Source organism: Paenibacillus amylolyticus (genome assembly GCF_047302515.1).
Taxonomy (GTDB): Bacteria; Bacillota; Bacilli; order Paenibacillales; family Paenibacillaceae; genus Paenibacillus; species Paenibacillus amylolyticus_G.
Window position 1 is genome coordinate 3,030,205 of the sequence record NZ_CP168019.1, and the last position, 19,153, is coordinate 3,049,357.

The following is a 19,153-nucleotide window of genomic DNA, read 5'->3' on the forward strand; positions in this document are numbered from 1 at the left end:
TTTCGTTGTAAATCGTTGCCGTTCAGTGTTAGTTCACCTTTCACCAAACGTTATTAGGCTTCTATTAATGGAGTGTTTGCAACACTTCCGTTGTAAATGGAATGATTTCGGATATGCGATCTTCACGAACTTTGGCAGGCCATTCCGGATCACTAAGCAGAACACGACCCAAGGCGATCAAGTCAAATTCATTGTTCTCCAACTTCTCATTTAATTGATCCAAATGGGCATCACCTGTTCCCTGGTTCTCGGTTGCTCTGTCTACGAATTCAGCTTCAAGACCTACCGATCCAACGGAAATAGCTGGTTTACCCGTTATTTTTTGCGTCCAACCCGCAAGATTCAGCTCAGATCCTTCGAATTCCGGTAACCAGAACCGGCGTGTAGAGCAATGGAATATATCCACGCCAGCAGCACTAAGTGGGGCCAAGAATTGCTCCAATTGTTCTGGCGTCTCCACCAGACGTGCCTCATAATTCCCCATCTTCCATTGGGAGAACCGGAGCACAATTGGGAAATCAGGACCAACCACTGCACGACAAGCTTTAATCACTTCAACCGCAAATTGGGTTCGACGTACCAAATCACCACCATAATTGTCGGTCCGTCGATTCGTCTGCTCCCAGAAGAATTGGTCAATCAGGTATCCATGGGCTCCGTGCAGTTCAATGCCGTCAAACCCGATTCGCTGTGCATCCGCTGCCGCTTGGGCAAATGCCTGTACAAGACCTTGAATCTCCTCTTCCGTTAATGGTTCACGTGATGGTTCACCTGCCATGCTTACCCCTGACGGACTTACAGGGTCAGCTTCTGCGTTAGGCAAGTCACCGGAACGACGTGCTGTACCCACATGCCACAATTGTGGCATGATTTTGCCACCCGCTTCATGTACTGCTTTCACTACATTAGCCCATCCTTGCAACGAATCTTCACCATGGAATAATGGAATACTCGCTCCACTAACCGAAGATGGATGATTAATGCCTGTACCTTCCGTTATGATGAGCCCCACTCCACCTGCTGCTCTGCGACGATAGTATTCAGCAACTTCTGGTCCAGGTACGCCCTCTGGTGAGAATCCGCGAGTCATGGGTGCCATAACGATTCGATTAGACAATGTTAGCTTGTCCGAGGTGAAAGGTTTGAATAATGCTGAAGGTACGTTCATAGTACATTGCTCCTTTGCAATTGGAAGTGTGGAACTCCGCATCCACATGAAATGCGACATGCTTTTGTATATTGTAACACGTGTAATCCAGTTGACTGGTTTAGGATTATTTCTCTATCCATTTTATAGTTTCTTAATTTTATTTTCAAATTTTCGAAGTTGGGCGTTCAAACTACTCTTATAGAAAAAAAAAGAAAGCTACCTTACGGCAGCCTCTGTTGGATCACACTACCGAAGCAGTCTGATATACACTCTACTACATCTTAAAGTATTTTCCCGGTCACCAATAATGTGGATGTAGCATAGTATATAATCCATAATCTTCCTTCCAATTTAATTAGCATTCACGGGGATATCACTGCGGTTCACTCGAAGCAATTTCCCTGATGAAGTTGATAACACATCCGGATCGGTACCCAGACCAAAGTAGAAGTCACCCTCGTTCTCTTCGAAAGACTTGGCATACGTGTCCTGGTTAAAACGTAAAATCTCATTCCATGTGGTCAGATCCGTTGATTGGTAGACCCGATTGATATACAGATTGGCACTTTGGCGAGTATACGTAAGCACATACACCTTGCCATCACGCAACAGCACATCGGTTGGGAGCGCCTTGGCATCTGGGAGATTAACTCGCCTTGCCTGATTGATGTCGGTCATGACATTCAAAGATTTGGGCAGCAGCTGCCCATCATTAAACACACCACCTGCTATATAGAGCAACTTGTTATTGAAGTTAACATTTTTGCCTATTTTATTATAAGGAATCGTGCCCGTTTGATAGGTTAGTCCAGGCAGCATTTTGTTACCATAGATGACAACATCCCGTTTCTCAAGCTTTTCATTAATCTCCAGAATATTAGTTTTGTCATTCCATATTTTATTGGCAGGATACATCATGCCAGATGCATATAACTTGCCATTAAGATGGAACATGGTATATGCCCGGAAACCAAACGTATTAATGGTCGCATATTTTTGCCAAGTTTCACCTTCATTATGAGAGATTAATATGGTCGGTTTGGACTCCGTACCCAGCGCGGCAAACATCTTGCCTTGATAAGAAGCCAAATCGTATACGTGTACACCAAGTGGAAGATTACGATATTTGGTCCACACCTCTCCATCCAAACGATAGAAATTGCCCAATTCCCACTTCTCACTGTCCGAATCATTGCCAGGAATATATAACTTGTCGTTTAGTACTCTGTAGATATCAATCTGTTCCTCATCCACATACATCTTCGTTGATGGCAGGATGCCCGGGTTGCTGTTAGTCACCGACTGGGTCTTGAATTTTGCATTCGCTGTATCATAATAAATGACTGGAATAGGGCCTGAATTAGGAGCTACGCCCAGATTGCTGCTGTTCCCGTGGCCCAAATATATCTTGCCGTTGTACAGTTGCATGTCCCAGACGTTATTAGCATATGGTGTTTTGGTAAAAGGTCTGCCTAACAGTTCGATCTTCGATGTTACATCCGCTGAACTGATTGGTGCATTCGACACCTTGGCAAGCCCACGTTCCGTCGCAGGGGGTTGACTCGTTGACGTGGTGTTTTTCGGCTTGGAGTTCCCCATAAGCATCCAGCTCATTCCTGCGACAATGGTCAAAATTACGGCTGTCCATTTTGTATGTCTCTGCATGTCCACTTCCTCCTTCATTTTTTCATCATCATTACCTTCACACCAAGATGATACAATTTGTATCTTTTTATACTATGTAAAACCACCCGCACATGCAACAAATTCCGCCCTATTTATACAAAAAAAGTAGACAATTACATCTGTTGATGTGCTGTCTACTTTTCTTACTGTCTGTGATTTCTATTCAGCTTTTACCAAAATCTTAACCTGATTTTTCTCTTTCAACAGTGCTTCAAATCCATGCTCTAACACTTCATCCAACGTAATTCGTTTGGTCACCAGCTTGTCAGCCGGGAAGAAACCTTTATCCATCAGACTGATCACTGCCGGGAACACATCGCGATAACCGATAATGCCATTGACCGTACGCTCTTTCATGACAATTGAGTTCGGGTGAATCGGCGCTTCCTGTTCAAAAATACTGACGATCATCAACTCTCCACCAATACGTGTCGAATCGACGGCTTGTTGCAGAACACGTGGAACACCGGTTACTTCATAGGCTACGTTAACGCCGCCTTGTGTACGTTGATGGATCTCTTCCACGACATTAAACTGCATTGGATCAATCACAATGGCGCCGAGCTCTTCGGCTTTTGCTTTCCGTTCATCCGATAACTCCACCACATAAATATCCGACGCTCCCGAAGCTTTAAGCGCTTCAATGACCAGTAGTCCGATTGGGCCTGCGCCAAACACGGCTGCCGTATCTCCCACTTTCAGCTTGCTTTGGCGCACAGCGTGAAGTGCTACAGCTGAAGGTTCAACCAACGCACCTTGCTCATACGAGATTGAATCCGGAATGGCATGTACCATGTTTTCTGCAGCAGTTACATACTCGGAGAATCCTCCTCCGCCTCCAGCGAGTCCAAGGAAACCCATCTGATCGCACAGATTGTATCTGCCCTGTTTACAAGCTTCGCAGTGTCCACATGCATAGATGGGTTCTACCACAACACGATCGCCCGCCTTGAAACGTGTAACACCTTCCCCTACTTCAACCACCTGTCCTGAGAATTCATGCCCCATGACTATAGGCGCTTGTTCCCCTGTTAGCGGATGCGACGCTTGAGCCGGAATGAAGATTGGACCTGCTGTGTACTCGTGTAAATCACTGCCGCAGATACCGCACCATTCCACTTTTATTTTGACCTTTCCTTCTTCAGGGTGAGGTTCATTAATATTTTCGAGACGTAAATCTTTGACTCCATGCCAACGTAATGCTTTCATTCATTTCATCTCCCAGATCATAATTTGTGATATAATCGGAAACGTTTCCGTAAATTAAATATGTCACATTTTAGATACGCTGTCAAACATATTTCTCCACTAATATGTCTATTTCGTGATCTTTTCAAGTTCACTTTCAGAATGCTTATACTTTAATTCAAGTGATCTTAGCGGTATTACAAACGAAGTAATCCTTGTTATTAACATATATTATGGCAAATATTATTGTAGTCCCATTGAAATTTAATCAGGCCTTGCCATAAATCTGGCCCTTTCATGGGATACTTCATTATTCAAATGTTATAATCAAGTTATATAACTATCGTGAAGTTCATACATATTCCTAATAATTCGGAATCGTTTCCGATAAAGTGAGGTAACCGTACATTGAGGAAAGAACAGAAACTTACGATCAAGGACGTTGCAGAGCGTGCCGGCGTGGGCATCGCTACCGTATCCCGGGCCATCAACAATTCAGAAGGCATCAGCAGTAAAACACGGGATAAGGTGATGCAGGCCATTGAAGAACTGGGGTTTGTACCCAACACCTCGGCACAGAGTCTGAAAATCCGGCAAACGCACCAGATCGCGCTTGTTGTACCCGACATACGAAACGCCATCATTCCGGAAATCTCCTGGTCTGTAGAGCAAACGGCGAAGCAACATGGGTACCATGTCGTTCAGATCAATACGGCAGGCAATGCCAGAACGGAGCTTGAAACCATTCGTAATGTCAAAAAATTGCATGTGGACGGACTTATTTTCATGCCTCTGGCGTACCCCAAAACGTTACCCGGACTGATTGATAAGGCGCCGCTCCCTATCTCGATGATTAATTACGGCAAAAAACTGGAACCGGGCATGAAGGCAGATATCGTCTCTCTGTCTCAACCTGAAGGCAAACTGGTGATGGAACATCTGTTCAAAATCGGCCGGACTCGAATCGCTTATGCGGGAGCACCGAAGGACATTATTGAAGAACGCTTTCGTGCGTATGAGCAAGCCGTAGGTCACGTGGACATTTCTCTCGTCTACTTTGGTGAGGACTTTTCATTAAATACAGGTGCCAATGCTGCAGATTATTTTTACGGACTTACGCATATGCCAGATGCCGTCTATGCCATTAATGATATGGTTGCCATCGGATTGGTTAATCGGTTCAAGGAGTTAGGGGTTCGTGTACCTGAAGATGTGGCTGTTGTGGGTGTGGATAACAATCAATGGACAACCGTTACGTCTCCTCAGATTAGTTCCGTGTCCATTATGGGCGAAGAAGTCGCCAGACTTGCTACCGAGCTGTTGTTAAAACGAATTCGGGAGATGAATACGGCCGATTACGAACACATCCAGTTTGAACCACGCTTAATCGTTCGTGAATCAAGCGTCGCCATGATTCATTCTTCCCAGCGAGGACCACACAGTTAAGCTATTCCTTCATTTGTTCTACTAAACAGATATACTAAAAAGGTGTTGCTCAGGACTAACTCTTTCCTGGCAGCACCTTATTTGTCGTTGATTCTATATAATTATAGCCGAGTCATACTCCGCATACGTTCATTCTAAGAATGCAGTTGCCTGATTGGTGTTCCCTTCAGGAACATCACTATATTCTCTACGGTATGATTATAATAGATTTCATAATTGCCACGAGTCACATAACCCAGATGCGGTGTGGCCAGAACGTTGGGCAATGTTCGCATCACATGGTTAACTGGTAGCGGTTCCTGCTCATATACATCCAGACCTGCACCAGCAATCACACCACTCTGCAATGCCTCTACCATAGCTTCCTGATCGACAATGCCCGCTCGCGACGTATTTATTAATAGCGCACTCGATTTCATTTGTTGAAATTCGGCTTGTCCGATCAGATTCCGCGTACGATCACTTAACACCAGATGAATGGATACGATGTCGCTCTGTGCAAGCAGTTGCTCCTTGGTCTCGGCCCAGATCACACCATGTTTTTCGGCTTTCTCTTGTGTCAGATTCTCGCTCCAGGCCATCACATTCATGCCAAATGCTCGTGCAATCTCAGCCATACGAGTTCCTATCTTGCCCAAACCGAGCAATCCAAGTGTTCTCCCATGCAGATCCAACCCTACAGTGCTCTGCCAGTTTCGATTGGAGCGAAGTGCATTATTTTCCGTAACCAGTTGTCTGGACAGCCCTAGAATCAGTGCCCATGTAAGCTCCGTCGGCGGATTAGAGCTTCCCTCGGTTCCACACACAATGATGCCGTTCTTCTCTGCAGCCTTGAGATCTATCGACGCGTTGCGCATACCACTTGTAATCAGAAGTTTTAGCTTAGGGAGCTGCGAAATGACCTTCTCTGGAAACGGTGTACGTTCCCGCATCAGAACCACAATATCAAAATCCTGCAATTCTTGAATGACTTTTTCTTCCGAGCCCATATAGTTGTTGAATGTCTGAATCTCCACCCGATCCATCAACGGACCCCAGTCCGCCGACGTCAGCGCAACGTTCTGATAATCATCCAAAACGGCACAGCGCAACTTCGTATTCATTTCTGATCTCCTCCTATACCTGCTCAATTCTTAAACATATTGTAGCAACTCCGCATCACTTTAAACAGAATAATTCCCTATTAATGTAACAAAGACAGCGTAACCTGGATGCTCTGCTCTACAAACAAGCGGTCCGGTCCTGATTTCATCAGTACGGTCAGTCCAATCATGGATACAACCAGAGACTGTGCGACCGCACTCGCGTTCATGTCAGTAGACAACTCCCCGCTCTGTTGCCCTCGTTCTATCGTTTCTTTGAAAAGAACACCCAGGTACATCTGATGCTCCCGTGTAAGGACAGCGAATTTGGGATCATGTGGAGCCAGCTCAACCATCGTATTAATGCAAAAACAGCCGTGACTAGGCTCGGTCACACTCACCTCTGCTCCAATATGTTCAAACAATCCACGAAAGGCTTCCCGCACGGAGGAGCCCTGTTGAAGTCTGGCTCTGACTTGGGCCGCATGCTGAGTAGTATACCTGCGAAGTGCTGTTTCAAATAATTCCTTTTTATCGCCAAAAGCCGCGTACAGACTGGGACGTTGTATGCCCATTGCGGTCGTCAAGTCATTTAAAGATGCCGCTTCGAACCCTTTGTCCCAAAACGTATGCATCGCTGCATCAAGTGCTTTATCCGTATCAAATTCCCGTTGTCTAACCATACAATTCACCTCTTTATGTATCGATCAGTATGTTTATATATTTTAACCTCACTCTTATTACAAAGTCAAAACCTAATAACAAGAAAGGCGTTTTTAGCTATAAATGAATCGAAAAATCTGGAACAGAAGCGATCGTATGGTTATTTTATCGTCGTATTCTCTGGGTAAATAATCTTCAGTTTAACCCTCACCCAATTCTCTGTTGACAGAATTCACGCAAATAAAGTATGGTTATCCCGAAACATAACATACCGATCAGTACATAATAGAAAGGTGACAAATACTCATGCAAACTTCTTCTCCAGATGCACAATTATCCAATAAGGATCGTCCTGCCATGTCACGGTTAGTTGCTCTACTTTTTGCCGTGTGCAGCGGACTTGCGGTCGCCAATATCTATTATGCTCAGCCTTTGCTGGACTCCATCGCTCAAGAATTCAGCCTCTCTCCATCATCCATAGGGATTGTCATCACAGTGACTCAAATATGTTATGCCTTGGGGCTGTTCCTTCTTGTTCCGCTTGGTGACCTCTTAAATCGCCGCAAGTTGATCATCATTCAAATGCTCTTATCCGTACTTGCACTAGTTCTCGTAGGAACCGCACAATCTAGTTCCCTGTTGTTCATGGGGATGGCTGTCGTTGGTTTATTAGCCGTCATTACGCAAACGCTCGTTGCCTTTGCTGCACACTTGGCAGCCCCTTCCGAACGTGGTCGCATTGTCGGGTTGGTAACCAGCGGAATCGTCATTGGCATTTTGCTTGCACGAACGGTTGCAGGTACGCTGAACGATTCGCTCGGGTGGAGATCGGTGTATCTCTTCTCCGCCAGCCTTACATTACTCGGAATTGTCGCCTTATTTTTTGTTCTCCCAAGGCAACAATCAACACAAATAAAACAAAACTATACCCAATTACTCGGTTCCGTCTTGCAACTGTACCGTGAGTTGCGTGTGTTACGAGTACGAGGTGTGCTGGCCATGCTGATTTTTACAGCCTTCAGCATCTTGTGGACTTCCATGGTACTGCCACTAAGTAGCCCTCCACTGTCCCTGTCTCATACAGTCATAGGTGCATTCGGTCTCGCAGGAGCGGCGGGAGCATTGGCTGCTGCCCGTGCTGGTAAACTTGCCGACCGGGGCCTTGGGCAGAAAACAACCGGTGTCGCCCTTGTCATTCTGCTCTTGTCCTGGCTACCCATCGGTTATGTCCATCATTCTCTCTGGTTTCTGATCCTGGGTGTTATCCTGCTCGATCTTGCCGTGCAGGCCGTACATGTTACCAACCAGAGCCTGATCTACGAAGTTCGCCCCGAAGCACAAAGCCGCCTTACGGCAGCTTATATGATCTTTTATTCCATCGGCAGTGCAACCGGCTCCATCGTTTCTACCCAAGTGTATGCATGGGCGGGCTGGACAGCCGTATGCTGGTTAGGTGCTGGCGTTAGTGCAGCAGCCCTTGTGTTCTGGATGATCGATCGTTATATGCATCGGAATCTCGATCGTTGAATTAGTCCAGTTTATTCCACACCACAATAAAGAGGGTTGCCAACGGACCAAATAACAGGGAAATCAGAAACCAGTTCCGACCACTTCTGTTTTTTCCCTGAGCCAGTCCGGCATTAATCAAGGCAAGTGTGCCCCAACCTACAAAATATTCATTATCCATCAAATGTCTTCTCTCCTCTATCCCTTCAATTCTGGCTACTGCTCAAGCATGTCTTTGAGCTTACGATTACGCTCCTCTAGAAATGCCTGCATGTATCTCTTCAGCACAAGTCGCTCTGTTGCCCATCCCAGTAATCCAAGTGGAGCTTCGAATCGAAGTGTGTCTCTCATGCAAGTCATCTGATCCCCAATTACGCTGAAATGATGTTCATGCCGCATGCTCTTAAAAGCCCCTTTCTCCATCTGATCCACAAAGAGAAAAGGTCGTTCAAACTGCACAATTCGGGACTTCAACTTCTGTCTGACCCCAAAATGAGTAGCCTGAAATGTAACGGTATCCCCTGCTCCAATTCTTCCTGTGGTTACTCCTGCGACTGCTCGCTCTCGCGTATGTTGCCAGACGGTCTGAGTATGTATATCAATATCCCGGGCATAGTCAAAGCATCGTTCAATCGAGGCATGTATCGTAATCTCGGTTGTCACTTCAATCATGGCGATCGCTCCTTGGCAGGAAAAATAAGGTCTTTGCAAAGTATACGCTTGCTTCCTTGGTCGAACAACACATCTAGGATGATATAACAAAAAACGGGTCCCCTGTCTTAGTACAGGAGGCCCGTCTTACATGTAATGATGATATAGCAATGATGGAAAGCGAGAACTATCGATATTAAATAAGCAATTCATCAATGGCAAGCGTACGCTCTTTGGAGAGATCGCGATATTCTTCAGATTCCACTTTGATGAGTGGTTTGAAAATATCGGACGTATTGTTCATGACAATCACACCTTTTTCTCCATTGCTGAGCAGTACCTGTTTCCCGATGAAATTAGGAAGCAAATGTTGCATCAATGCCTGAACCGGTTTTTCATTCAATTTACCAAATCCCATTCCATAGATATCTCTAAGGTTGTTGATCAGGTTTGGATTGCTTCCTCCGTGGTTCCCGGATCTCATGCCTATATAGATATCCGCTACAGATACAATCTGTGTATATGGATGAATTTCACTTTTCTCAAGTTGCATCGGATAACCCGACCCATCTTCCCGCTCGTGATGCTGCAGAGCAACCAGTGCTGTCGCTTCATCCGTCATCGAATTTTTGATAATTTCATGACCATATATGGTGTGACGCTGCATTTCAAGCTGCTCATCAGCGGTCAACGGTTCTGTTTTGTTCCGAATCCGGTGAGATACTTTGCACTTTCCAATGTCATGCAGATAACCACCGCGACTAATCTGATAACTCTCCTTCTGAGAATATCCAAGCCAGTTCGCAAGGTAGAAGGACAACAACCCTACCTGGATTGAATGTGTATAGTTATTGACGTCATCCCGCTCCAGCATCATCAGGAGATGAACGACATCTTTCTGCTCATCCAGTCCCTCAACCATTGGTTGCAGTGCATCATCCACCATGGTGGCGTTGAACTTGCCAACGGTCAGAGCTTCGAGAAAAGCATTTTGATAATTATGTACAGTCTGAATAAATTGGGACTTCAGCTCTTCTTCAGGCGGTTCTTCCTTCGTAGTTATCCCCGAAGCATGCTTTGCGGCTGCTGCAAAAAATTCGGCTTCAGTGATTTCCTCTTCGCGTGATTCAATATCTACATAATCTACACGGTGCTGCATAAGCAAGGTGATATCCTCACCTTTGATCACAGTTCCCTTCCCGAGAACGTGTAATCCTGCATCGCTGAATGTATCCGCAGTTAGACGGTCTCCGTCTTGCAGGTTCATAATATGGATTCTCAAATCGGTATTCCCCCTGAACAATTCATTATAGTAACAGCACCCAACGGAACGGGGCCACAAAAATACCTATACTTCTTTATATCGTTATAATTCTTCATTTCATACATAGTTCAAACGACCTTAATCACAATGGTAAATACGAACGACTAAGACTTTATCCTCACTCCAATATCCAAATTAGTCCCGGTTTTAAACTTTTACACACTTTTGTGCCTCATTGCCGTATCAGAGTAAGCCAAAGAAGTTCAAACGCTCTGTTTGAACTTCTTCAAAACATCTCAAATTAGATTTTGATCGAACCCAGACTAGCCCCTTTAACAAAAAATCGTTCAATGCTCTTCTCGACCGAAGCATCGGGAATCAGCGGCGGTGCCTGGTGAGCTTTGGTACGTGCATCAATAATCACCTGATCACAGCCCCAATGCTTGTGGTCATATCCGCTGTTAACCCCATACATATCATGTGAAGGGTTGCTGCGAGTAAAGGTTGCCCATAAGAAGTTGCTGAGGTTAGCACTCAGGAACGAACTGTCGTCACATAGAATGATCATCGGACACGAGTCCAGACCTCCCTGTTCTTTCAATAGAGACGTGAATGCTTGCATCTCCTGTGCTGTATCCGCATAACTCGTGAAGGCCGATGTCTGGATCGAAACGATACCCGGCATGATGAGCTGTGGATTCTCATAACCACGAATGTTTTTCAAAGACTCTGGCACTTCCGAACACAGCTCCCGAATCTTGTCGCCATACGCTGCAAAAACGACCTTGCTGCCGCTGTTCAGTCCTGTACCCGAATAATCGAGTGTATCAATCGTTGTATGGGTATGAAAATGAATGTCCCGCTGCATATCCATGCGCTCCAAGATATAGGTCAGGAATTCAACTTCCTTGTGGGTATCCAGAGTTTGCTGATCCTCAGCAGTAATAAACAGGTACTTCGCCAGACTGAGCTGACCCGTACCCAAAATGCGATTAGCAATCGTGAGCAACTCTGTGGGTTGCTTCACCGCCTGATAAGGCGTGTAACGTTCACTGCCAATGGCAAACAGCAATGGATGAACCCCTGCCGCATCGACCGCATGCACTTCTTTGACACCTGGAATCTCCTGTTTAATCGCGTCTCCAGTAATCTCATGAATCAAATCGCCAAAAGCCGTATCCTCTTGCGGTGGACGACCAACAACCGTAAACGGCCAGATGGCATTAGGTTTGGCATAGACTTTATGCACACGCATTAACGGGAATTCATGTGTCAGACTGTAATAACCCAGATGATCACCGAACGGCCCTTCGGGTTTTGTCTCGCCTGGATAGATATCACCCGTGATGACAAAATCAGCATCATTACTGATGCAATATCCGTCCTTGTAACTGTACCGGAAGCGACGTCCAGCGAGCAGGCCAGCAAATGTCATCTCACTTAGTCCTTCAGGCAAAGGCATAACCGCTGAAAGTGTATGTGCAGGTGGACCGCCAATGAAAATACTCACTTTCAGTGGTTCTCCCTTTTTGACCGCTTTGGCTTGATGTATACCAATTCCGCGATGAATCTGATAGTGTAACCCTATTTCCTTGTTCATTTCAAAATCATTGCCATCCAGTTGAACCCGGTACATCCCCAAGTTTGAATTCATGATTCCTGGTTTGTCCGGATCTTCCGAATAAACCTGTGGTAACGTCACAAATGCCCCACCGTCCATAGGCCAATGTTTGATGAGTGGCAAGTCCGAGATTTGAATCTCTTGCGCGGACACCGGTAGGCTAATAGACTTCTGTTTTGGCAGCGCCTGCCACGCAGCAAGACCTGTACGGACATGCTGAAATGGCGTCTTAAGCGCCTTCATGGGATCGTCACGAACAGCCATGACCCGTTGTACGCCTTCCAGCGTACCGCGGAACATGAATTTGCTTCGTTCCACCGTACCGAACAGATTGGATACGGCCTGGAACTTTGAGCCTTTTACATTTTCAAATAACAACGCCGGGCCTTTAGCCTCGTGTACTTTCATGTGGATCGCTGCCATCTCCAGATGAGGATCAACCTCTTCTTTGACCCGAATCAAATGACCATGCTCCTCCAGATCGTTAATACAATCTTCCATGTTGCGATATTTCATTGGATGGCTCCATTCTGTGTATGATAAATTAATTAAGTTCATAGATTCACATAACGTCTCTTCTATTTTATCAAATGATCCACTGCTAAACAAAACTATATGTGAAATTTTGTCGCGAATACAGATATTAAAAAAGCAATATGGCAGCAATCTGAATCCTGAACGCACAGGAACCGATTGTTACCATATTGCTGCTCTCTATTTTCTGGCTTTCCTTAAGATGAAGGTGTAATGGTCGATCTGGGGATCGTGACAATAAACTGCGTACCTTTTCCTACTTCGCTCTCTACATCAATTGTACATTGATGCAATTTCAATATTTTAATCACAATGGACAAACCCAATCCATTCCCTCGAAGCGAGCTGCTCCGCGCTTTGTCCACCATGTAGAATCGATCAAAGATATACGGGAGAGCTTCCTCGGGTATTCCTTGTCCAGAATCTCTAATCAATACCTTCACAAATGAAGATGACGTCTCAATTTCGACATGAATGGTACCTTTAGGACCGGTGTATTTGATCGCATTGTTTATTAAATTTTGCCAGACCTGATCAAACAAATCTTTGTCCACTGTGATCTCGCAGGGCAACAAGTCCAGTTCGATCTGGATGTCCTTATGAGCCCACTGCGGCTCTGCCAGTAAAATCGCCCTTCTTAATTGTTCATCTACCTGGAATGTGGTGAAATGAACCGGATGATGCTCCGAATCCAGCGAGGCTAGCCGAAGCAGATTATCACTGAGCCTCGATAAGCGCAGCGTTTCCTCATATATAATATCCAAATGCTCTTTCTGCTCTTCTAATGGAATAACACCATCTTGTAGTGCTCTGGTGAATCCTCTAATTGATGTGAGCGGAGACTGCATTTCATGAGAGACGTTGCTGACAAAGTCATCACGAACCGAATCGATTTTTTGCAACTCACTGGCCATATGATTAAAGCTCTCCATCAGTTCCCCAAACTCATCCTGATTATTATGTTTCAAGCGGACCGACAGGTCACCTGATGACATCTCCTTCGCTGCAACCGTTAATCTCTTAATCGGTTTCACAATGTACCCAGACATGAACAGGATTAATAAGCTACCAATCACCAGAACCGTTAACAGTGAGGTTAAGAGCGTGTTTCGCAGTGTATGAAAAAGAGATGAGAAATCACTTTGAATCAGAAATGTGCCGATCCCCTCGTTTGTTCCGGGAACACCTATGGTCGCGATTCCATCTTTACTGGACAGAAAAATGGCATCCGTTGTACCCGAATCAAATAACAAATGAACTTTGTCCTCTGGCAAGGAAAATAACACTTCACTTTGTTCATTCACGGGAGTGATATTTAAGCCGTAGCGAGCAAAAATCTCCAAGCTTGATTTCACTTTTTCCGGATCATCGATCAGGTTAATCAGTGTAGCCAAATCTTGAGCAAAGGTAACCATAAAACGATTCGGTGTCTTTTCCTGGGACCCGTTATTGATCATAAAGGAGAGAATTAAACTCACCAGAACAATCCCGATAAACGTAGCTACGATGCGAAGTCGCAGGCTTTTCCTAAACATTTTCATGCCCGCTCCAGACGATATCCAAGTCCTCTTATCGTTGAGATCACTAGCTCAGGTACAGGTTCAAGCCGTTCCCTTAACCGTTTGATATGTACGTCAACTGTACGCTCATCTCCTTCGTAATCGATGCCCCATATGTCATCTATAAGCTGTGTACGTGTGAATATTTTCCCTGGCGAACTCGCCAGAGAAAATAACAATTCACATTCCTTCTTTTTCAATTCGATCGTTTGCCCGCCAGCAACAACTATCAGATTGCCCAAATCAATCGTTACACCGCTGACCTGGATCATGTTTGATGAACTTTTGTTATATCGTTTCAATAACGATTTCACACGCAGGATTAACTCCACAGGATCAAATGGTTTAACCAGGTAATCGTCTGACCCAGCATTAAATCCTCTGACTTTGTCCTTGGATTCTCCCTTAGCAGTTACCATCAGGATTGGAATATCCAGATAAGACCGGATATCTTCCGTCAGTTCAATGCCGTCTATTCGCGGCATCATTACATCCACAATCGCCAGATCAACTTTCGTATGAGATAAAATATCTAACGCCTCTTGACCGTCTGCTGCTTCCAGCACGGAGAATTGATTCTTTTCAAGATAGATTCGGATTAATTTGCGGATATGGGAATCATCGTCCACCACCAGAATTGTGTTCATGCAGCCATTATCCTTTCCGCAATTGGTTTATTCGTATCGCAAGGATTCCATCGGGTCCAGCTTCGCCGCTTTTGATGATGGCATCAAACCGGCCACAATACTAATCGCTGTACTTACCACGAGTCCAAACAAGATGTAATATCCCGAGAGATTAATTAGTTTTGCTCCAAATGCATTGTCCAAAAGAATGTTTAACACATAACTAATGATCACTGCAAAGATTACCGCAATAATACCACTAAATACACCTAATAAGGCAGATTCGGAGAAGAATATTCGCTTGATATCTTTCTTTCTTGCTCCAATCGCCCGAAGAATTCCGATCTCCTTTGTCCGTTCCACGACACTAATGTAGAGTACTACCAGTATCATAATACCGGATACGATCAACGAAATACCTGCAATACCCGCGAGTACAATGGAAGCCATACTTACATATGTCGTGATATTCTCCATGACCTTGGCCATCTGTGAGCCTGCGAAGCCAGCGTCAACAGCAGCTTCATTGATTTCATTTACATATTTCATATCGGTTGCATAGGCGTTAACCTGAATCGGCCCGATCGATATTCCCTTGTCTGTATACATTTGCCCCAGCGTCTCCGATGAAATGTATCCCGGGGATTGTTGCATTGGAGATCGCGGATCTGCCGCTTCGTAGATCCCTGAGATGGTTACTTCTTTCTCCAAAGTCACTGGTTTATTATTGCTATCCATCTCGTTGATATATAGAAACACAGACTTGCCGATCATGGAATCAGCTTGGTCATTTCCGCTTAATTTATTTGCTGTATCCAGAGGTAACAACATCTGATTTTCTGCCGGGAGAACCCCCGTTGTCATCAGTGCTGGATCAAAAGCATCCGTTAACGTCGTTAACTGTGTGAGTCCTACACTTTGTTTTTCATTCACCATAGTCGATTGGCCTGTAATGGTCGTAATTGTCTCTACATGATCCACATTAGGAAAATTGAGAATCGTCTCAACATCAGCTTCGGTGAACGGTTCACCTGGTGCCATCAAGGCCTCGGGACCTTGCATATCCTTGGCTTCTTCACTCGGCTTTGTTATATCCACGAGCAAAGGGTCCATACTTGAATTGATTTCGTCATTCATATACGTCGTTATTCCATTCCCCAAGGAGAGCATCAGGAGTACACTTAGTATACCTATAGATCCACCCAATGCTACCAGTACATTACGCTTGCCGTTGAGTTTCATATTTTTAAGTGCCATCTTGAATGAAGCAAGCAAGCTCAGGCTCCGGGAAGAATCCTGACCACTCTCGTAAACAGCCGTAGAAGGATCTTTCAGGTGAATATCGTCACTAATGCGCCCCTCTTCAACCTTCACAATCCGTGTACCGGAGTCAGCGACTTTTTGGGAGTGAGTTACGGCAATCACCAGCATTCCCTTTTTGGCTATACTGTCGAGCAGAGCGAGGATTTGATCGCCGTTTTCCTTATCCAGAGCACCCGTCGGTTCATCTGCAAGAATAATATCCGGATTGTTGGATAACGCCCGTGCGATGGAAACCCGTTGCTTCTGCCCGCCAGATAACTGGTTGGGACGTTTGTTCAGATGATCTTTCAGTCCGACCTCTGTCAATATATCTACGGCACGTTGGTTCCGATCCTTCTCATTGGTATCCGTCATTTGCATCGCAATCGTCACATTTTCGAGGACAGACAGATGCGGGATCAGATTGAAATTTTGAAAGACAAAGCCGATATTATTCTTCCGATAATCATCCATTTCTTTCTCTGTCATAGCACTTAAATTCTTGCCACGAACTACGACGTCCCCTTCATAATCGGAGTCCATGCCACCAATGATATTCATCAGTGTCGACTTACCACAGCCAGATTCACCGAGGATGGAGACAAATTCCCCTGTCTCAAAACTTAAGTTCAAACCGTGGAGTACCGGAACTCTTTCTTTTCCATATAAGGTGTATGATTTCTTCACATTTTTAACTTCTAGTATTTTCATATGGATCTCTTCCTCTCCTGATCATGCACGATATCTATCTATTTGATGTTCATATCGTAACAAATCAGTATGAACTGATAATGAACTGGACCATTGCACCTATAAGAGGTTGTTCAAACACAAATTATATGTAAAAAAACACCTACACTTACTTGAAATGAATCTTTCCAAGTAAGTGTAGGTGTCCAGAAATTTGTTTAGATTAATCCGGCTTTCGCCAGCAGCCTTTTCACAATCGCCGCCGACTGTGCACGACTAATGTCTGCATCGGACATCAGCTTGCCATCAGCACCTTGTACCAGCTCTTGTTTAATCGCGGATGCAACTGGCTCTGCTGCCCATGATTGTACTTTAGCGCTATCGCTGTATGTGCTCAGCAGACTTGTTGTCTCTGACGCATCAGCCTGTGCCAGACCGACCAGTTTCATCGCACGTGACACAATAGTCAGCGCTTCTGCACGAGAAATTTCGTTGTTCGGACGGAAGCTCTCGTCAGCATAACCTGAGATCAGGCCGTAGGACACAGCCGTCTGAACCTCATCCTCATACCAGCTGCCTGTCTTCACATCCGTGAATGAAGCCGCTTCAGTGCTGTTCGGGGAGTGCAGACCCAAACCTCTTAACAAAACAGCCGTAAACTCTGCCCGCGTAATACTCCGGTCCGGCGCAAATACGTTCTCACCAGTACCTTGTACGATCAGACGGGATGCCAGATCCTGTACGTCATCCCGACTCCAGTGACTTGATACATCGCTGAATGTTGCCGGATGATAGATCAGAGCGTAAGTGCTGTTCGTCAAGCTGTTAATAATAGCAGAATCTTGCACGTTACCTTTGATAACCTTTGTCGGTACATGCAGAAGGCTGCCATCTGGCTGAAGCACAACTCCTGTCGTGATCTTTGAACCATCTACACCCTCTGGCAAAGTAATGGAGCGCTCTACATAAGAGTTGAAACGATCCACATTAACTTGCTGCCCATTCCAGATAGCTTTCACTTCAAAATCAACCGGAGTTGCGACCACCGTAGTGTTCTCCAGTTTCTCCGCTGCGGCCTGAATTGTTGTTTGTTTGGATGTAGTACTAGGCGCAATGGCGATCTGAATTGTGATATCTTCGAGTGGAGTCGTTCCTCCAAATTGGTTGAGAATCTGATCCACCTGAATCTGGTTAGCTGGAAGTGTGTACGTACCGCTGTCAGTCTGAATGACAACTTCGGCATTACTTCCTTCCATCGTTTTGACCAGCTTGCCGTTCAGTTCACCAACTACTGCGCCTTTACCAGTACCTGTAATAGGCAGCAGAAGCGTTTTTAGTCCACTTCCAATCTGATTAATGACTTTATTATTATCCACGTGAACAGTGGTTGTGACCTGATTGCCTACCGTTGAAGTAGTAGCCGTTGCAGATTGTTCCTGTTTCTGACCGTTCACATAGATGTCTACACCTTTGGTTACTGCCGGAGTCGATGGAACTGGGGTAACGACAGGGGAGGTTGGTGATACACTTCCTCCTCCACCCGAAGAGTTACCAGGATTCGGTGTAGGTGTCGAGCCAGAGTTGTCGCCACCTGAGTTTGCTGCTGTAATTGTGATTGTTCCACCAGACAACTGAGCACCACTATTGTGTTCTACATTTGTAAAATGCCAATGTTCTGAATCGCTTTGCACCACTGTGAGCTGTTTTGTTCCAGGAGTCGCATTACTTTTGGCTTTGACCTCAATATCAAATAATTGCTGTTCGTCTGAAATCAGACGTTCGCCTGCATTGAAATCAACCCAGATGATACGTACCCAGCCTTCCGCATTATTAATTTGGTACTGGAAGTCTGCTACACCATCTTCATTTGGGGATGTGCTGATGACGTTGACAGATTTAGGCGTGATCCGAACAATTTCCAGTGCAGACGTATCATAATCAATCTGCATATTATAAGCTTTCACCCCGAAATAGGACTTCTTCAATGCAACAGGTACATGAACGGTCTGCCCTGCCTGTACGCTCACATTTGCAAATTGTACTTGTGATGGTTCTACCGGTTCTGCTCCAGCTACATTTGGCAATATGAGTGAAGAGAGTAATGTCAGTGCGATCAGACCTGACATTGTTTTTCTGATTCTAGGACGTTTCTTTTTCGGTTGAAACATGTATTAGCCTCCATGTC

The 19,153-nt window shown here is 45.2% G+C and carries 15 protein-coding genes; 2 read left to right on the top strand and 13 right to left on the bottom strand.

The annotated features are described in order from the left end of the window. Positions 1-64: 64 nt before the first annotated feature. The 3 genes from ACDJ59_RS12795 to ACDJ59_RS12805 form a co-directional block, all read right to left on the bottom strand. Positions 65-1,168 carry an NADH:flavin oxidoreductase gene (locus ACDJ59_RS12795; protein WP_340936118.1) on the bottom strand — a complete coding sequence of 368 codons (1,104 nt, stop codon included), beginning with the start codon at positions 1,166-1,168 and terminating at the stop codon, positions 65-67. 333 nt (positions 1,169-1,501) lie between these two features. Further along, positions 1,502-2,815 carry a hypothetical protein gene (locus ACDJ59_RS12800; protein WP_413409264.1) on the bottom strand — a complete coding sequence of 438 codons (1,314 nt, stop codon included), beginning with the start codon at positions 2,813-2,815 and terminating at the stop codon, positions 1,502-1,504. A gap of 180 nt (positions 2,816-2,995) precedes the next feature. Then, positions 2,996-4,045, bottom strand: a complete 1,050-nt coding sequence (locus tag ACDJ59_RS12805; RefSeq protein ID WP_413409266.1) for a 2,3-butanediol dehydrogenase — start codon at positions 4,043-4,045, stop codon at positions 2,996-2,998. A 387-nt stretch (positions 4,046-4,432) separates the two neighbouring features. Between ACDJ59_RS12805 and ACDJ59_RS12810 the strand changes: the two genes are divergently transcribed. Then, positions 4,433-5,470, top strand: coding sequence for a LacI family DNA-binding transcriptional regulator (locus ACDJ59_RS12810; protein WP_413409267.1), 1,038 nt, complete (start codon positions 4,433-4,435; stop codon positions 5,468-5,470). Between the two features lie 134 nt (positions 5,471-5,604). On the opposite strand, the gene ACDJ59_RS12815 is transcribed toward ACDJ59_RS12810, so the two are convergent. Together ACDJ59_RS12815 and ACDJ59_RS12820 are read right to left on the bottom strand one after the other, a co-directional pair. Further along, positions 5,605-6,573, bottom strand: a complete 969-nt coding sequence (locus ACDJ59_RS12815; RefSeq protein WP_413409268.1) for a D-2-hydroxyacid dehydrogenase family protein — start codon at positions 6,571-6,573, stop codon at positions 5,605-5,607. Positions 6,574-6,653: 80 nt separating this feature from the next. Continuing rightward, positions 6,654-7,235 carry a TetR/AcrR family transcriptional regulator gene (locus tag ACDJ59_RS12820; protein WP_413409269.1) on the bottom strand — a complete coding sequence of 194 codons (582 nt, stop codon included), beginning with the start codon at positions 7,233-7,235 and terminating at the stop codon, positions 6,654-6,656. A 286-nt stretch (positions 7,236-7,521) separates the two neighbouring features. On the opposite strand from ACDJ59_RS12820, the gene ACDJ59_RS12825 reads away from it, so the two are divergent. Continuing rightward, complete coding sequence (locus ACDJ59_RS12825; protein WP_413409270.1) at positions 7,522-8,742, top strand: MFS transporter; 1,221 nt, start codon at positions 7,522-7,524, stop codon at positions 8,740-8,742. 1 nt (position 8,743) lies between these two features. Here ACDJ59_RS12825 and ACDJ59_RS12830 read toward each other — a convergent pair whose 3' ends face one another. From ACDJ59_RS12830 to ACDJ59_RS12865, 8 genes are all read right to left on the bottom strand, one after another. Then, the gene (locus tag ACDJ59_RS12830; protein ID WP_155985038.1) at positions 8,744-8,905 is read right to left on the bottom strand and encodes a hypothetical protein; all 162 of its coding nucleotides are present in this window, start codon (positions 8,903-8,905) and stop codon (positions 8,744-8,746) included. Positions 8,906-8,937: 32 nt separating this feature from the next. After that, entirely contained in the window at positions 8,938-9,393 is a 456-nt protein-coding gene (locus tag ACDJ59_RS12835) for an SRPBCC family protein (protein WP_413409271.1), read from the bottom strand. A gap of 175 nt (positions 9,394-9,568) precedes the next feature. Then, positions 9,569-10,654 (bottom strand): HD-GYP domain-containing protein, encoded by a 1,086-nt coding sequence (locus tag ACDJ59_RS12840; RefSeq protein WP_047842713.1) that lies wholly within the window; start codon positions 10,652-10,654, stop codon positions 9,569-9,571. 283 nt (positions 10,655-10,937) lie between these two features. Continuing rightward, complete coding sequence (locus tag ACDJ59_RS12845; RefSeq protein WP_413409273.1) at positions 10,938-12,773, bottom strand: UbiD family decarboxylase; 1,836 nt, start codon at positions 12,771-12,773, stop codon at positions 10,938-10,940. A 215-nt stretch (positions 12,774-12,988) separates the two neighbouring features. Further along, entirely contained in the window at positions 12,989-14,326 is a 1,338-nt protein-coding gene (locus ACDJ59_RS12850) for an ATP-binding protein (RefSeq protein WP_413409274.1), read from the bottom strand. A gap of 2 nt (positions 14,327-14,328) precedes the next feature. Continuing rightward, positions 14,329-14,997: a response regulator transcription factor gene (locus ACDJ59_RS12855; protein WP_413409275.1), complete on the bottom strand. Its 669-nt coding sequence runs from the start codon at positions 14,995-14,997 to the stop codon at positions 14,329-14,331. Between the two features lie 27 nt (positions 14,998-15,024). Beyond that, a complete protein-coding gene (locus tag ACDJ59_RS12860; protein ID WP_413409277.1) occupies positions 15,025-16,989 on the bottom strand; it encodes an ATP-binding cassette domain-containing protein in 1,965 nt (654 codons plus the stop codon). A gap of 197 nt (positions 16,990-17,186) precedes the next feature. Next, positions 17,187-19,136, bottom strand: coding sequence for an S-layer homology domain-containing protein (locus ACDJ59_RS12865; RefSeq protein ID WP_413409279.1), 1,950 nt, complete (start codon positions 19,134-19,136; stop codon positions 17,187-17,189). Between the last annotated feature and the right edge of the window lie 17 nt (positions 19,137-19,153).

Bases quoted from the DNA above. Each gene is read 5' to 3' on its own strand.
- ACDJ59_RS12820 (WP_413409269.1), bottom strand. From the start codon at position 7,235: ATGGTTAGACAACGGGAATTTGATACGGATAAAGCACTTGATGCAGCG.
- ACDJ59_RS12815 (WP_413409268.1), bottom strand. From the start codon at position 6,573: ATGAATACGAAGTTGCGCTGTGCCGTTTTGGATGATTATCAGAACGTT.
- ACDJ59_RS12795 (WP_340936118.1), bottom strand. From the start codon at position 1,168: ATGAACGTACCTTCAGCATTATTCAAACCTTTCACCTCGGACAAGCTA.
- ACDJ59_RS12865 (WP_413409279.1), bottom strand. From the start codon at position 19,136: ATGTTTCAACCGAAAAAGAAACGTCCTAGAATCAGAAAAACAATGTCA.
- ACDJ59_RS12805 (WP_413409266.1), bottom strand. From the start codon at position 4,045: ATGAAAGCATTACGTTGGCATGGAGTCAAAGATTTACGTCTCGAAAAT.
- ACDJ59_RS12850 (WP_413409274.1), bottom strand. From the start codon at position 14,326: ATGTTTAGGAAAAGCCTGCGACTTCGCATCGTAGCTACGTTTATCGGG.
- ACDJ59_RS12845 (WP_413409273.1), bottom strand. From the start codon at position 12,773: ATGAAATATCGCAACATGGAAGATTGTATTAACGATCTGGAGGAGCAT.
- ACDJ59_RS12855 (WP_413409275.1), bottom strand. From the start codon at position 14,997: ATGAACACAATTCTGGTGGTGGACGATGATTCCCATATCCGCAAATTA.
- ACDJ59_RS12800 (WP_413409264.1), bottom strand. From the start codon at position 2,815: ATGCAGAGACATACAAAATGGACAGCCGTAATTTTGACCATTGTCGCA.
- ACDJ59_RS12860 (WP_413409277.1), bottom strand. From the start codon at position 16,989: ATGAAAATACTAGAAGTTAAAAATGTGAAGAAATCATACACCTTATAT.
- ACDJ59_RS12825 (WP_413409270.1), top strand. From the start codon at position 7,522: ATGCAAACTTCTTCTCCAGATGCACAATTATCCAATAAGGATCGTCCT.
- ACDJ59_RS12835 (WP_413409271.1), bottom strand. From the start codon at position 9,393: ATGATTGAAGTGACAACCGAGATTACGATACATGCCTCGATTGAACGA.